Raw genomic sequence first — 13,810 nt, 5'->3', positions numbered from 1 at the left:
GTCAGCGGACCGCACCCACCCAGATCCCGGACGCCCACGCCTGCTGGTCGCCGTTGCAGCCGACCGAGCCGGGGAATCCGCGCACGACCGCCATGCAGTTCGCGAGGAACTCGGGGTCGCCTCCGAACATCGACCGGTACGAGCCCGACGAGGTCAGGGCGCCCCAGACCTTGAACTGGTATATATGCGCGAGCTCGTGTGCCATCGCCCACCTCAGCCGGTCGGAGCTCCAGTCCGAGATGTCGGCCCGGTACTTGATGTACCCATTGCTGTTGGCGCAGGCCGGCGCCGTTCCTCCCGCGCACGACGACGACTCGTAGAGCCCGACTCCGCTGCCGCCGACCGCGTCCAGGGCGGCGCGCACCCTCGCGAAGCCGTCGGGTCCGCTCGACGACCAGGCCGGCCCCTCAGGAGCCGCGTACTGGACGGCCTCCCACGCGGTCACATCCTCGCCGAGCTTGTCGATGAGGGCATGGACCGTGGCGGTCGCCGCCACGACCGTGGCCGGGTCCTTGCGCTCGGCGAGCACGGTCTGCTGGGCCGACAGCGCGGATGCCCGATGGGCGGCCGTATCGACCTTGCCCTCGGCGCCTGCCATCGCGGCACCGAGCGCGGCGATCCCCTCGACGAACGCAGGGCGCACCTCGAGCACCGCTGCACGGGAGACGGTGTCGCTCTCAGCGAGATCGATCGCACCCTCGAGGTGGTCGGTGCGCATCTGCGCGGTACGCGTCGACTGCGACAGCGTCTGCAGCTCGGCGATGGCGGCGGCTCTGTCCTCGTCGAGCGCCACGGCACGGCCGACCACGCCTGCGGCGAGGAGGATCGCCGCGACCACGGTGACCGAGAAGACTCTCCGGATCACGACGCTCCCGTCATGGGAGGAATCCCGTGGTGTCGGCGAGCTGCGTCTCCTGTTCGGCGATGACCGCGCGCAGAGCCGTCAGCTGTTCGGCGAGCAGGTAGTTCGCGTCCCGAGTCGCGTCGAGCTGGGCTTCGGCGCGCACGACCGCGGCACGCGCCTCGGCGAGCGAGTCGACCCGCTGCTGATCCGCGACCACGACGAGCACCGTCCCGCCGATCAGCAGCAGGCCCCCGGTGACGACGGCGAGGCCCCTCATGTCGCTCCCCAGAACAAGATGACTTCCCGGAACGATTCCGTACGGCCAAATATATCCTCGCGAAAGGCGCCGTTCTAGCGCACTCTCTCGCCCACCGCGCTCCGGAAGCGACGGAGCCTGAGGCTGTTGAGCACGACGAACACACTCGAGAATGCCATCGCCGCACCGGCGAGCATCGGGTTGAGCAGGCCGAGAGCAGCGAGCGGAATAGCCGCGACGTTGTACGCGAGCGCCCAGAAGAGGTTGCCGCGGATCGTTCCGAGCGTGCGTCGAGCCAGCCGGATCGAGTCCACCGCACCCCAGAGGTCGCCCCGGACGAGCGTCAGATCGGATGCTTCGATCGCGGCATCCGTGCCTGTCCCCATCGCGATCCCGAGGTCGGACTGCGCCAGAGCCGCGGCGTCGTTGACGCCGTCCCCAACCATGGCGACGACCGCACCGCGCGCTTGCAGCGCAGTGATCACATCGACCTTGCCCTCGGGGAGGACCCCTGCGTGCACGTCATCGATGCCCACGGCATCCGCGATGCTCCGCGCCGCCCGTTCGTTGTCACCCGTGAGCAGCACCGGACGCAGGCCGAGCGTCCGGAGGGCGGCGATCGCGTCAGCGCTGGTGGGCTTGACCTGGTCCGCGACGACGAGGACGCCTCGCACTCGGCCGTCCCACGCCACCGCCACGGCCGTGCGCGCATCCGTTTCGGCGCTGTCGAATGCCGCGGCGAGCATGCCGTCGAGCGACAGCGCCCAGTCCTCGAGAAGCGAGGGCCGACCGGCGATCACGGCATGCGATTCCACGACCCCCGTGACGCCGCGGCCCGCGATGCTGCGGAAGTCGTGCACGGCGGGCAGATCGCCGATGCGCTCGGTGGCGCCCCGGACGATCGCCTGGGCGATGGGATGCTCGGATGCCTCTTCGACAGCAGCCGCATGGCGGAGTACCTCGGTGGAATCCTCCCCATCCGCGACGATCACCTCGACCAGCGTCATGCGCCCCGTGGTGACCGTGCCGGTCTTGTCGAGCACTATCGTGTCGACGCGGCGGGTCGACTCGAGCACCTCCGGACCCTTGATGAGCACGCCGAGCTGCGCTCCGCGTCCTGTGCCGACGAGCAGCGCCATCGGGGTCGCGAGTCCCAGAGCGCAGGGGCACGCGATGATCAGCACCGCTACGGCTGCGGTGAACGCGGCAGCCGCACCGCCCCCGATCAGCAACCACACGACGAGCGTGAGGGCCGAGATCGCGAACACGATGGGTACGAAGACCGCCGAGAGCCGGTCGGCGAGCCGCTGCGCCTCGGCCTTGCCCGACTGGGCCTCTTCGACGAGACGCGCCATACGGGCGAGCTGCGTGTCGGCCCCGATGCGCGTCGCCGACACGAGAAGGCGACCGCCGACATTGACGGTGGCTCCGGTGACCGAGTCGCCGACTCGCACCTCGACCGGGATCGCTTCACCCGTGAGCATCGAGGCGTCGACCGCAGACGACCCCTCGCGCACGATTCCGTCAGTCGCGATCTTCTCGCCCGGGCGCACGACGAACACGTCTCCCACCCGGAGCCGCTCGAGCGGCACCCGCTCTTCCCGCCCACCGCGCAAGACCGAGACGTCCTTGGCGCCGAGTTCTCCGAGCGCACGGAGTGCCGCACCGGCACGACGCTTGGAACGCTGCTCGAGGAAGCGTCCGAGCAGCAGGAACATGGTCACGCCGGCGGCGACCTCGAGGTAGATGCTGCCGAGACCGTCGCCTCGTTCGATCGTGAATCGGAACGGGTGGGTCATTCCCCACATGCCGGCGGTTCCGAAGAACAGCGCGTACAGCGACCAGAGGTAGGCCGCGCCGACGCCCACAGAGATGAGGGTGTCCATCGTGACGGCGCGGTGGCGCGCGTTGAGGAATGCGGCCCGGTGGAAAGGCCAGGCGGCCCAGGTGACGACAGGCGTGGCGAGGATGAGCGATGCCCACTGCCACCCAGGGAACTGCAGCGGCTCAGCCATCGCGAGGGCGATCACGGGGATCGCGAGCACCGCGGCGACGAGGAGGCGGAGCCGCAGCCGACGGTACGAGGGGTCGACCTCGGCGGACTCGGTCTCCCGCGGGAGCGCGGCCGCGTACCCGGTGCGGACGACCTCCGAGATGAGGTCGTCGACGGCGATGCCGGACTCGACCTGAACATGGGCCTTCTCGGTCGCATAGTTGACGGTGGCCGCCACCCCCTCCATGCGGTTGAGTCGCTTCTCGATCCTCGAGGCGCAGGACGCGCACGTCATGCCCTCGATCTCGAGGTCGTAGGTCACCGCTCCGCCTGACATGCTCACTTCTCAGGCGCGGGTGGCGCTGTAACCGGCCTCATCGACAGCGGCCAGCACGGCTGCGTCGTCGAGGTCGCCGGTGGAGGTCACCGTCAGGCTGCCCGCTGCGGCGCTGACCTCGATGCCGGTCACGCCGTCGAGCTTCGCGACCTCGCTGCGGACCGAACCCTCGCAGTGCCCGCAGGTCATTCCGATGACGGAGTAAGTAGTGGTGCTCATGTGTGCGTTCCTCTCGACTGTCTTCGATCATAATACCCCCTAGGGGTATCCTGATGGTCATAACAGTATCCGCGAAGGGTATTCCCTCGACGCGAGGATGATCAGATCGACGTCGGGCTGCTGAGACGCCGCTCTGCCGCAGCCTGGCCGCTGGCCAGGTGACGCGGGATCAGCCACTTCAGCGTCTCGACGTCGCGAGCCACGACCGCTTCGAGGATCACACGGTGCTCCTCCGCCATGGCGAGCAGATCGTCGTGCTGTCCGAAGAGCCACCGTAGCCGCGTGACGAACACGCCGATCAGCTCTCCGAGCATCTCGTTGCCGGCGAGCTCCGCCGAGATCTCATGGAACTCCCCCGCCGCGATGCGGGCGGCCTCGATGTCCCCCGCCTTCGATGCCGCGAGCTCACGCTCGTACGCCGCCTGCAGCCTCGCGATACCCGCGTCGTCGTGGCGCTCGGCGGCGAACACGAAGATGAGGGTCTCGATCGCCTCCCGCACCTCACCGAAGTCCTGGATGTCGCGGTGCGTGAATTCGCGCACCACGGCCCAGGTGCGGGGCCGTGCGACCACGACGCCCTCGCCGACGAGCGCGCGGATCGCCTCGCGCACCGGAAGTCGCGACACGTTGAGCTCTGCCGCGATATCGCGTTCGACGAGCCGGGATCCGGGCGCGCGTCGACCCAGGATGATGTCATCGCGCAGAATGCGCGTCACCCTCACCGACTCGAGCTCGCCGGCAGTGCCCACCCCCGCCATACCGTGATTGTCCCACCTGCACACCGGTCCGACAAGTTTTGGTATCCCAACGGGTGAATCTATTACGACCGTGCAGCGCTCGACACACAGAAGGAGCGGGGTGGATGCCGCGGCATCCACCCCGCTCCTTCTGCGTCGCTCAGGGCAGGCGGTTCGCGATCGCGAGGTTGGCCGCGAGTTCCCCGGCGGTCTGCTTCACGACGTAGGCGGGGCGATCGCGCTCGACGCGCCAGGACTCGCTGAGCGGACCGATGTTGACCGTGTCGAAGCCGGCCTCGTCATAGAAGCGCGTGACGAACGCGACCGCCTCGGCGTCGTCGCCCGCAGTCGCGAGTGCACGCCGGCCCTCGGTACCCGCCGGAGTGCCGTCGGTCGTGATGTCCGCGGCAAAGATGTGGTTGAAGGCCTTCGCGATGCGCGAGGTCGGCAGCTGCTCCTGCAGGAGCTCGGAGGTCGTGGTCTCGCCCTTGTCGAGGGCGTCGATGTGGCCGTCGCGCTCGAAGTAGTAGTTGTTGGTGTCGAGCACGATCTTGCCGGCGAGCTGTTCGGCCGGGAGGGCATCGATCTTCCCGAGCGGCACCGTCACGACGACCGCGTCACCCGCCTCTGCCGCCTCGGCGGCAGTCGCGGCCTTCGCCCGTGGGCCGAGCTCCGCGACGAGGTCTGCGAGCGTCTCCGGTCCGCGCGAGTTCGCGATCACGACGTCGTATCCGTTCGCCACCGCGACGCGCGCGACCTGGCTGCCGATGTGCCCTGCACCGATGATTCCGAGAGTTGTCATGCTCGGGCCAACGCCTGCGCGGCAGGGCTATTCCCTCGGTGACACCGCGTGTGGTGGTCAGACGGTGAGGAGGAAGCGCTCCTCCACGCGGCGATAGCCGAGGCTCTCGTAGAGCCGGATCGCACCGGCGTTGAATCCGAAGACATGCAGACCGATCGAGTCGGCTCCGAGCCGTGCGGCCTCCCGTTCGGCCGCATGCATGACGTCGCGGCCATAGCCCTTTCGGCGCTGATCGTCGGCGATCTCGATGTCGAGGATGAACCCGTGCAGGCGGCCGCCGCGAGAGCGGACGCCGATCCAGAGCACTCCCACCTCGACACCGTCGGCCTCGGCGGTGAACAGCTCCTGTCCCTCCGAGGCGACCCCGTCGGGCAGTTCGAGCTCCATCTGCCTGTGCGACTCGACCGCCGCATCCTCTGCCGAATACCGACCGGAGGCGGCGAGATCCTCGGCGAAGGCGGCCTCGGATGCCTCGGCGAAGCTGGTGAAGCGCTCTGCCGTCATGGGCCTCACGACGACACGCGAACCCGTCTCTCGCGTCGGCAGCGGTTCGAGGAGCATCTGGATCGAGGCGACCTCGAAACCACCGTGCTCGACGAATGCGCGGCTCTCGCTGTCGGAGGCGAAGACGCCCATGCTGATCCGATCGACCTGCTGCGTGCGGGCGAGTTCCTGGAGCGCGTCGAGGAGCGCACCGCGCTGACCGACGCTCGGTGCGCGTTCGAAGGAGATATCCACGACGAACAGGACACCGTTGTTCGCCGCGAGCCAGATGGTGCCCAGCCGGGTCCCGTCATCCTCGATCTCGAGGATCAGCGAGGTCGGCGTCTCATGCCCGTCTGCGAGCATCTCGGCCAGGAACTCCTCGACGCGGGCGGCGGCATCGTCGCCGACGAACATCCCCGAGTCCTGCCTGAGAGCGATCAGCCGCTCACGCGTCACCCCGAGCCAGTCGTCGAAGCGTTCTGCGCTGAGAGGATTCAGAAGAAGGGGCATGGTTCCATCCTGCACCTCGCGGCGCCGGTCTCATGCCCTACGCCTCACGCCTTGTGCAGGGCGTCCTCCACGGCGACCCAGGCCAGCATCGCGCACTTCACCCGCGCCACGTACCGCGAGACGCCGCCGAGGGCGGCGACATCTCCGAGCAGCTCCTCATCCGGCTCGATCTTGCCGCGCGAGCGCATCGCCTCGCGGAACGACGCGATACGGATCTCGAGCTCCTCGACCGTCAGCCCCTCGGCGAGCTCGGCCAGAAGCGAGGCGGATGCCTGCGAGATAGCGCAGCCGTGCCCCTCCCACGCGATCGCCTCGATGCTGCCGTCGCCGGCGCGGTGCACCTGCAGGGTCACCTCGTCGCCGCAGGTCGGGTTCACCTGGTGCGACTGCGCCGCGATCTCGCCGCGGAGCCCGAACCCGTGCGGGGTGCGGGAGTGGTCGAGGATGAGTTCCTGGTACAGGTTCTGCAGGTCGCTCATGCGCCCCTCCGGAAGAAGTCGATGGCACCCTGGACACCGTCGAGCACGGCGTCGATCTCGGCATCGGTCGTGTACAGGTACGTGCTCGCCCTCGTCGACGAGGTGACGCCGAGGCGTCGGTGCAGCGGCTGCGCGCAGTGGTGCCCGACCCGCACGGCGATTCCGCGGTCGTCGAGGAACTGGCCGAGGTCGTGCGAATGGATGCCGTCGACATCGAAGCTCGCGAGTCCGACCCGCGGCAGGTCGATGCCGGCGCCGAGCACGCGCACGCCGTCGATGGCCGTGAGCCCCTCGACGAGACGCGCCCCGAAGGCGGCCTCGTGCGCGGCGATGCGCGGCATTCCGACAGCGGACAGATAGTCGACCGCCGCGGCGAGCGCGACCGCCTGCGAGATCCTCTGCGTGCCGGCTTCGAAACGCTGAGGAGGGGGCATGTACACGGCCTCCGTCGTGGTGACGGTGGTGATCATCGAGCCGCCGGTGAGGAACGGCGGCATGGCCTCGAGCAGCTCGCGACGACCGTACAGTGCGCCGATGCCGGTCGGACCCAGCATCTTGTGTCCGGAGAGCACGGCGAAGTCCACGTCGAGCCTGCGGACATCCAGCGGCAGATGAGGTGCCGACTGGCAGGCGTCGAGCACGACGAATGCACCTACGGCTCGCGCCAGAGCGACGAGCTGCTCGACGGGGTTGATGACGCCGAGCACGTTCGACACGTGGGTGAACGCGACGAGCCTGGTGCGCTCTCCGATCAGCTCGGCGGCGATATCGAGGCGCAGTGCGCCGTCGTCGTCGAGCGGGATCACCCGCAGGGTCGCCCCGGTGCGGGCCGCGAGCTCCTGCCAGGGGATCAGGTTGGCGTGGTGCTCCATCTCGGTCGTGACGATCTCATCGCCCTCACGCAGACGGAAGCGCTCGGCGGCCGCTCCCCCGCGCCCGAGGGACGCGTTGGAGATCGAATAGGCGACCAGGTTGAGGGCCTCCGTGGCGTTGGACGTCCAGACGATCTCGCCCTCGTCGGCGCCGATGAACCGCGCGACGGTGGCGCGGGCATCCTCGAAGATCTCCGTGGCCTCGGCCGCGAGAGTGTGGGCTCCGCGGTGCACGGCCGCGTTGAGCGTCGTCGCGAACGTCCGTTCGGCATCGAGCACCGCGAGCGGGCGCTGTGATGTGGCACCCGAGTCGAGGTACGAGAGCGGATGCCCGTTGACCTCGACCTGCAGGATCGGGAAGTCCTCGCGCAGGCGCCGCACCTCGGCATCCGTCAGGGGATCGTCGCTCAGCGGGGCGATCACGTCGGCATCGCGAGAAGTGCTCATCCTTCTAGCTTCTCATCTGGTGCGCCGAGTGGGGTCACGACCGCAGGCACACGACGCTCACGGAGAGACGAGGATACCCTGGACCTCCGCCAGCCCGAGTACCCCCGTGACCGGATCGACGTAGCGGACGGTGATCTGACGCAGCCCCGGTCGGACGTCGAGCACAGACACGCGGGTGGATGCCTCGGTGAGCACGATGCGCATCGCCGCTCCGCCGTCGACCGACACGGACACCGTCGAGCCGGAGATGCCCTGAAGCAGCAAACTGATGTCGTCGCGGGCTCCATCGGCGTCGGCGTCGATGCGCGGGATGAACGTGTCGGAGACCTCAGCGAGCGACGGAGTCTCGAAGGAGAAGGGACCGATCGGAGCGCTCACCGTCTGCTCGCCGGTGAGCGCGGTGTGGCGCACCGAGATGGACATGCCCTGATGAAGGCCCTCGACATCGGGAAGAACCGAGAATGAACCGGCGGAATCGACGACGGTGGACGCGATGACGAGGCCCGCTTCGTCGAGGATCTCGACCTCGGCACCCGCGGCACCGGTGCCGGTGACGGCGGTGGGCACGATCATCGACGTCGGGACGCTCCACGCGACCGTCACAGGAAGGACGACGGGCTCCTCGACCTGAGGTTCCTCGACAGGGGCCGCCGGCGGCATCCGCTGCGGCTGCGATCGGGGTTCCGGCGGAGTCGTCGAGGCCGTGACCTCCTCCGGCGCCGGCGAGGCGTCGCTCTGTTCGCGGCTGACCACGTTGTCGGGCTCGAGTTCGAGAACGGGGTCGGGTGAGTCAGGCGCCTCCGGCGGCACCGGCACCGCCGGAGACTCCGTGGCCGACGGCGCCGCGATCGGCGCAGGAGACTCGACGACGAGCGCAGCCGGGGGCGATGACTCGGCGCCGGGTATCGCCTTCGGAGAGAGCTGGGCGGCGACCGCGATCGCCGCGACCGTGGCGGCCGCGGCAGCGACCGCTCCGCCGACGAGCAGCCAGGGCGCGATTCCCTTGGGCAGCACGGCGACGGAAGCCGCTGCCATGACCGGTGCCGGCGTCGCGGCGGAGTAGGCCGCCGCTGCAGGGCCGCCGATGATCGCCGGCAGCAGCAGAGCACGCAGCTTGGACGACGCCTGCGCGATCTCCGTGCTCGCCATCGTGCAGCGGTGACAGCTTTCGAGATGCGCCTCGAATCGCGAACGGTCCGCACGTGAGACCTGGCGCCTGCGCCCCTGGGCGACGATGCGCTCGCAGGTCCACCTGCACTCGGCATCGCGACCCGGCTCTTTGATGTGCGCCTGCAGCCAAGCGACTTTGAAGCCCTCGCGGGCCCGCGTGGCCAGCACCGAGACGGCATTCGGTGTCATGCCCATCAACGGTGCGATCTCGCGCGGCTTCATCCCCTCGACTTCGAGGTACCACAGCAGCGTGCGCCACCGCTCCGGCAGGTCCTTGAACGCCGCCGTCAGCAGCGCCTTGTCCGAGAGGATGTCCAGGGAGTCCTCCGAGTCGTCGAGGGGCAATTCGTCGATGTACTCGAGGGCGAGATCCTTCGGTTTTCCTCCCCAGGTCGCGGCGGCACTGCGCACCGCCGCGAACAGGTAGGGCCGGAACGCCTCGGTCGGGCCTCCGCCGTTGCGGATCGCACTGAAGGTCTTCGCGAAGGCCTCACTGACGAGATCCTCGGGGTCGATCGAGCTCGTGATGGCCCGGGCGGCACGCAGCGCGGCGGGAGAATGGCGGTCCCAGAGCATCCCGTAAGCCCGGTTGTCCCCGTCGCGGGTGGCGCGCACGAGATCGTGATCGCTCGTATCCGGGTCGAGTCGCGTGCGGATCACGGTCGACGGCAGCACGGTCATGACGGACGGCCCTTCGCCGCGATGCGCCGCGTGTCATGCACGCCGGGGGTCTGATCGCCGGTCACCGCGCCGCCTCGATCGCTGAGACCGCGGCCTCGAGACGCGACCCCGTCGTGTCCACCAGCGTGCAGGGCATCTCTTCGACGCGGGTCACCCCCACGAAGCCCATGACCGTGAGGAGTTCGTCGTGGAGCACCTCGAACGCGCGCTCGACACCGGGTTGCGCACCCGCCGCGAGTCCCAGCGCGAACGGCCGGCCGGCCGCGGCCGCATCCGCACCGAGCAGGAGGGCTTTCGCGATGTCGGATCCGCGCCGCATCCCGCCGTCGACGATCACGGCAGCGCGTCCGCCGACCGCGTCGACGACCCCCGGGAGGGCCTCGATCGTCGCCTGCTGGCTGTCGAACTGACGGCCGCCGTGGTTCGAGACGAAGACACCGTCGGCGCCGTGATCGATGGCGAGGCGTGCATCCTCGGGCGTCATGACGCCCTTCACGACGATGTTGCCGCTCCAGGTGCTGCGGAGCCGGGCGATGTCGTCCCACGTCGCCGACTGGTTCTCGTTGTGCTCCATCCAGGCCTCCATCTCGCGCATGCGGATGGCTCGCCCGTCGACGCGGTAGTTGCCCCAGGTCATGGACCGGCCGAGCAGCCAGCGCATCACCCAGCCCGGATGCAGTGCGGTGTTCAGGACGTCGCGGAGTGGCGGCCTCGGCGGCATGCCCGTGCCGTGCCGGAGGTCGCGATCACGCTTGCTCGACACCGCGACGTCGCCGGCGACGACCAGGGTGTCGATGTCCAGAGCTCGCGCACGATCGATGTGTCGGCGGGTCTCGTCAGCGTCGTTCCAGAAGGCGATCTGCGCCCAGACCCGCTTCGGGGCGGCATCCGTCACCTCTTCGAGCGAGCAGCCGGACCAGGGACTGTGCACGAACACACTTCCTGCGGTCGCGGCTGCCCGCGCGATGGCCACGTCGGCGTCGGGGTGGCACGCCGTCAGGAGACCCATGGGGGACACGACCAGGGGAAGGTCGAGTCGGGTTCCGAGGATGCTTGTCGCCGCGTGGCGCTGCGAGGTGTCGACGAGCACCCGTTGGGGCAGCAGGTGAGCGTCGAGCGCCTCACGATTGCGTCGAAGGGTGAGCTCGTCGAGAGCCCCTCCCTCGATGAAGTCGAAGACCATCGCCGGCAGGCGTCGGCGAGCACGGATCCTGAGGTCCTCGATGCTGTGGATGTTGCGCACGTCATACTCCTGTGGGTGTGAGGTCAGTGCAGGATTCGGGAGAGGAAGGTCTGGGTGCGTCCGTGCTGAGGACGAGCGAGCACGTCCTCAGGCGATCCGCTCTCGACGACGACGCCGCCGGCCATGAAGACGACCTGATCGCTGACCTCCCGGGCGAAGCCGAGCTCGTGGGTGACGACCATCATGGTCATCCCCTCGGCGGCGAGGTCACGCATGACGGCGAGGACCTCGCCGACCAGTTCGGGGTCGAGTGCCGAGGTCGGTTCGTCGAAGAGCATCAGCTTCGGTTTCATCGCGAGCGCCCTGGCGATCGCGATGCGCTGCTGCTGCCCGCCGGAGAGCTCCTGCGGATACGAGGACGCCTTGTCGGCGAGGCCGACCCGCTCGAGCAGGACCATCGCCTCGCTCACGACCTCCCCGCGGGAACGGCCGAGAACCTGCGTCGGCCCTTCGATGACGTTCTCCAGCACCGTACGGTGCGGGAACAGGTTGAAGCGCTGGAACACCATGCCGGTGTGACGACGAGTCCTCGCGATCGCGGACTCCTTCGCCTCGATCAGCTTCCCGCGGTGCCGCGTGGCGCCGACCAGCTCGCCGTCGACGAGGATGATCCCCGCATCGACCGTCTCGAGCCTGTTCACGCAGCGCAGCAGCGTCGTCTTGCCGGAGCCGCTGGGGCCGATCAGACACGTCACCGACCCCGCGGGGATCTGCAGAGACACGTCCTCGAGCACGGTGTTGTGACCGAAGGCCTTCCGCACTCCGCGGATGTCGACCATGTTGCGCGTCATGCGACCGGCTCCTTCGACTTCTTGACGCGAGCTGTCCGTCGAGGGGTGAAGCCCCGGCCGTAACGCTCTTCGAGGCGGGACTGCACGACGCTGAGGACCGTGGTCAGCACCAGATACCAGATGCACGCGACGAGCAGCAGGGGGATCACCTCGTAGTTGAGCGAGTAGATCGACTGCACGGCGTAGAGGAGATCGGAGATCGCGAGCACGCTGACGAGCGATGTGCCCTTGAGCATCGAGATGATCTGGTTCCCCGTGGGCGGGATCACCACCCGCATCGCCTGGGGCAGGACCACGCGGCGGAGCATCTTCGAACGCGTCATGCCGAGCGCTCGCCCGGCGTCGAGCTGCCCCTCGTCGACCGACGAGATGCCGCTGCGGATGATCTCGGCCATATAGGCCGCCTCATTCAGCGACAGGCCGAGCAGAGCGGCACCCAGGGGCGTGATCAGCACGTTGGCCGAGCCCAACACGATGCTCGGACCGCCGAACGGCAGACCGAATGCGATGACGGGGTAGAGAGCCGCGATGTTGTACCAGAAGATGAGCTGCACCAGCAGCGGAGTGCCGCGGAAGAACCAGACGTAGGCACCGCTCACCCCCGCGAAGACGGGGTTCCCCGAGACGCGCATGATGGCGAGCACGACACCGAGGATGATGCCGGCCGTCATCGAGACCACCGTGAGCACGAGCGTGAGCAGCATGCCCTGCAGCACCTGCGGATCGAAGAGATAGGCGCCGACGACGGGCCAGCCGAATCGCGGATTGGTGGCGACGTCGATCAGGAAGAATGCCACGAACAGGCAGAGCAGCACACCGCCGATGAGGAGGCCGAAGCGGCGCCTCTTGTGCACTTCCAGCGAACTGAGTGTGCGCTGCAGCCCGGTCGCCTCTCCTGCGGGCTCTTCCGCCGAAGAGGCGCCCTCGTCGATGATGGCCATGTCGATCAGCCCTGCGCCGCGTTCACGCGAGCTTCGGTGATGGCCATCGACTCGAGGCCGTAGTCGGCGAGAACCTCCTCGTACTCCGGAGAGGCGAGTATCGCGCTCATCGCCTCGGCGACCGCGTCGAGGGTGCCCGCGTCACGCGGGATGCCGACTGCCACGGGAGCGAAGTCGTTCTCGTCGCCGACCTCGAGCTTCGTGTCCTGCGCGACCGCGTAGCCGAGGATCGGCGAATCCGCGTAGACGACATCGGCTCGGTCGCTGAGGAGTGCGGAGACCGCCTGTCTGGTGTCCTGGAACTGCAGGATCTCCAGAGGTTTCTCACCCGCGTCCTCGCACGCCTGGTCGAGCCCCGGGACGTTGACGGTGAGCTGGTAGGAACCCTTGAGCACCGCTACACGCTTGCCGCACAGGCCGCCGAACGCGATCTTCTGCGGATTCCCCGTCGGCACGGCGAGCGCGCTGCCCATCTGCACGTAGTCGACGAAGTCGAGCTGTTCCATGCGCTCCTCGGTGGGCGTCATCGACGACACCGTGAGGTCGTACCGTCCGGCACTCATACCCGGGATGATGGTGTCGAACGTGGTCACCTCGATGTCGAGTTCGAGGCCGAGCGCACCGGCGAGGAGACGCGCGATGTCAGGGTTGATTCCCGTCATGTCCTGCGTGCCCTCGCGGTAGAACTGGGTGGGCGGCTCGTTGGTCGGGATCGCCACCCGAAGGGTGCCGCCGTCCTTCAGCTCGTCCGGAAGAAGTGCCACGGCATCCGCCACCGGTTCCATGGTGATCTCGTCGACGCTCGGCGCGGTGGCGCCCTGTGGCGCACAGCCGCCGAGCAGAAGAGCCGCGCCGAAGGCCGCGAGCGCCGCGGTCGAGCGGCGTCGAAGGTCGTGAGTGATGTTCATGTGAGCGTCCTCTGTGAGGGGGCGACGTTGCCCGGAATCCATCTGCGCGTGTGAGGTGCGAGAAGAGGAGATGGTCGGATATCTCGCGAGGTGC

14 protein-coding genes are annotated in these 13,810 nt (G+C 68.6%); all 14 read right to left on the bottom strand.

Going from position 1 to position 13,810, the window contains the following annotated elements; genetic code table 11:
* Position 1 precedes the first annotated feature (1 nt).
* The 14 genes from MRBLWH13_RS01200 to MRBLWH13_RS01135 all read right to left on the bottom strand — a co-directional run bounded on the left by MRBLWH13_RS01200 (position 2) and on the right by MRBLWH13_RS01135 (position 13,716).
* Positions 2-865 carry a hypothetical protein gene (locus MRBLWH13_RS01200; RefSeq protein ID WP_341956530.1) on the bottom strand — a complete coding sequence of 288 codons (864 nt, stop codon included), beginning with the start codon at positions 863-865 and terminating at the stop codon, positions 2-4.
* A 10-nt stretch (positions 866-875) separates the two neighbouring features.
* The gene (locus MRBLWH13_RS01195) at positions 876-1,121 is read right to left on the bottom strand and encodes a hypothetical protein (RefSeq protein ID WP_341956529.1); all 246 of its coding nucleotides are present in this window, start codon (positions 1,119-1,121) and stop codon (positions 876-878) included.
* Positions 1,122-1,195: 74 nt separating this feature from the next.
* Entirely contained in the window at positions 1,196-3,430 is a 2,235-nt protein-coding gene (locus MRBLWH13_RS01190; RefSeq protein ID WP_341956528.1) for a heavy metal translocating P-type ATPase, read from the bottom strand.
* A gap of 9 nt (positions 3,431-3,439) precedes the next feature.
* Positions 3,440-3,649 (bottom strand): heavy-metal-associated domain-containing protein, encoded by a 210-nt coding sequence (locus MRBLWH13_RS01185; RefSeq protein ID WP_341956527.1) that lies wholly within the window; start codon positions 3,647-3,649, stop codon positions 3,440-3,442.
* A 101-nt stretch (positions 3,650-3,750) separates the two neighbouring features.
* Positions 3,751-4,407 (bottom strand): GntR family transcriptional regulator, encoded by a 657-nt coding sequence (locus MRBLWH13_RS01180; protein WP_341956526.1) that lies wholly within the window; start codon positions 4,405-4,407, stop codon positions 3,751-3,753.
* 139 nt (positions 4,408-4,546) lie between these two features.
* Complete coding sequence (locus MRBLWH13_RS01175) at positions 4,547-5,188, bottom strand: NAD(P)-binding domain-containing protein (protein WP_341956525.1); 642 nt, start codon at positions 5,186-5,188, stop codon at positions 4,547-4,549.
* A 57-nt stretch (positions 5,189-5,245) separates the two neighbouring features.
* Positions 5,246-6,184, bottom strand: coding sequence for a GNAT family N-acetyltransferase (locus MRBLWH13_RS01170; RefSeq protein WP_341956524.1), 939 nt, complete (start codon positions 6,182-6,184; stop codon positions 5,246-5,248).
* Between the two features lie 44 nt (positions 6,185-6,228).
* Positions 6,229-6,663: a Fe-S cluster assembly sulfur transfer protein SufU gene (gene sufU / locus MRBLWH13_RS01165; protein WP_056309693.1), complete on the bottom strand. Its 435-nt coding sequence runs from the start codon at positions 6,661-6,663 to the stop codon at positions 6,229-6,231.
* A complete protein-coding gene (locus MRBLWH13_RS01160; protein ID WP_341956523.1) occupies positions 6,660-7,982 on the bottom strand; it encodes a cysteine desulfurase in 1,323 nt (440 codons plus the stop codon). Before MRBLWH13_RS01160 ends, sufU begins: the two co-directional genes overlap by 4 nt.
* A gap of 57 nt (positions 7,983-8,039) precedes the next feature.
* Positions 8,040-9,833, bottom strand: a complete 1,794-nt coding sequence (locus tag MRBLWH13_RS01155; RefSeq protein ID WP_341956522.1) for a sigma-70 family RNA polymerase sigma factor — start codon at positions 9,831-9,833, stop codon at positions 8,040-8,042.
* A 61-nt stretch (positions 9,834-9,894) separates the two neighbouring features.
* Positions 9,895-11,076 carry an alpha-hydroxy acid oxidase gene (locus MRBLWH13_RS01150; RefSeq protein WP_341956521.1) on the bottom strand — a complete coding sequence of 394 codons (1,182 nt, stop codon included), beginning with the start codon at positions 11,074-11,076 and terminating at the stop codon, positions 9,895-9,897.
* A gap of 23 nt (positions 11,077-11,099) precedes the next feature.
* On the bottom strand, positions 11,100-11,867 hold the full coding sequence (locus tag MRBLWH13_RS01145; protein WP_341956520.1) for an amino acid ABC transporter ATP-binding protein: 768 nt from the start codon (positions 11,865-11,867) through the stop codon (positions 11,100-11,102).
* A complete protein-coding gene (locus tag MRBLWH13_RS01140; RefSeq protein WP_341956519.1) occupies positions 11,864-12,808 on the bottom strand; it encodes an amino acid ABC transporter permease in 945 nt (314 codons plus the stop codon). Before MRBLWH13_RS01140 ends, MRBLWH13_RS01145 begins: the two co-directional genes overlap by 4 nt.
* 5 nt (positions 12,809-12,813) lie before the next feature.
* Positions 12,814-13,716 (bottom strand): transporter substrate-binding domain-containing protein, encoded by a 903-nt coding sequence (locus tag MRBLWH13_RS01135; protein WP_341956518.1) that lies wholly within the window; start codon positions 13,714-13,716, stop codon positions 12,814-12,816.
* Between the last annotated feature and the right edge of the window lie 94 nt (positions 13,717-13,810).

Source organism: Microbacterium sp. LWH13-1.2 (assembly GCF_038397735.1).
Lineage (GTDB): Bacteria > Actinomycetota > Actinomycetes > Actinomycetales > Microbacteriaceae > Microbacterium.
This window is presented reverse-complemented; position numbering and strand designations above follow the sequence as displayed.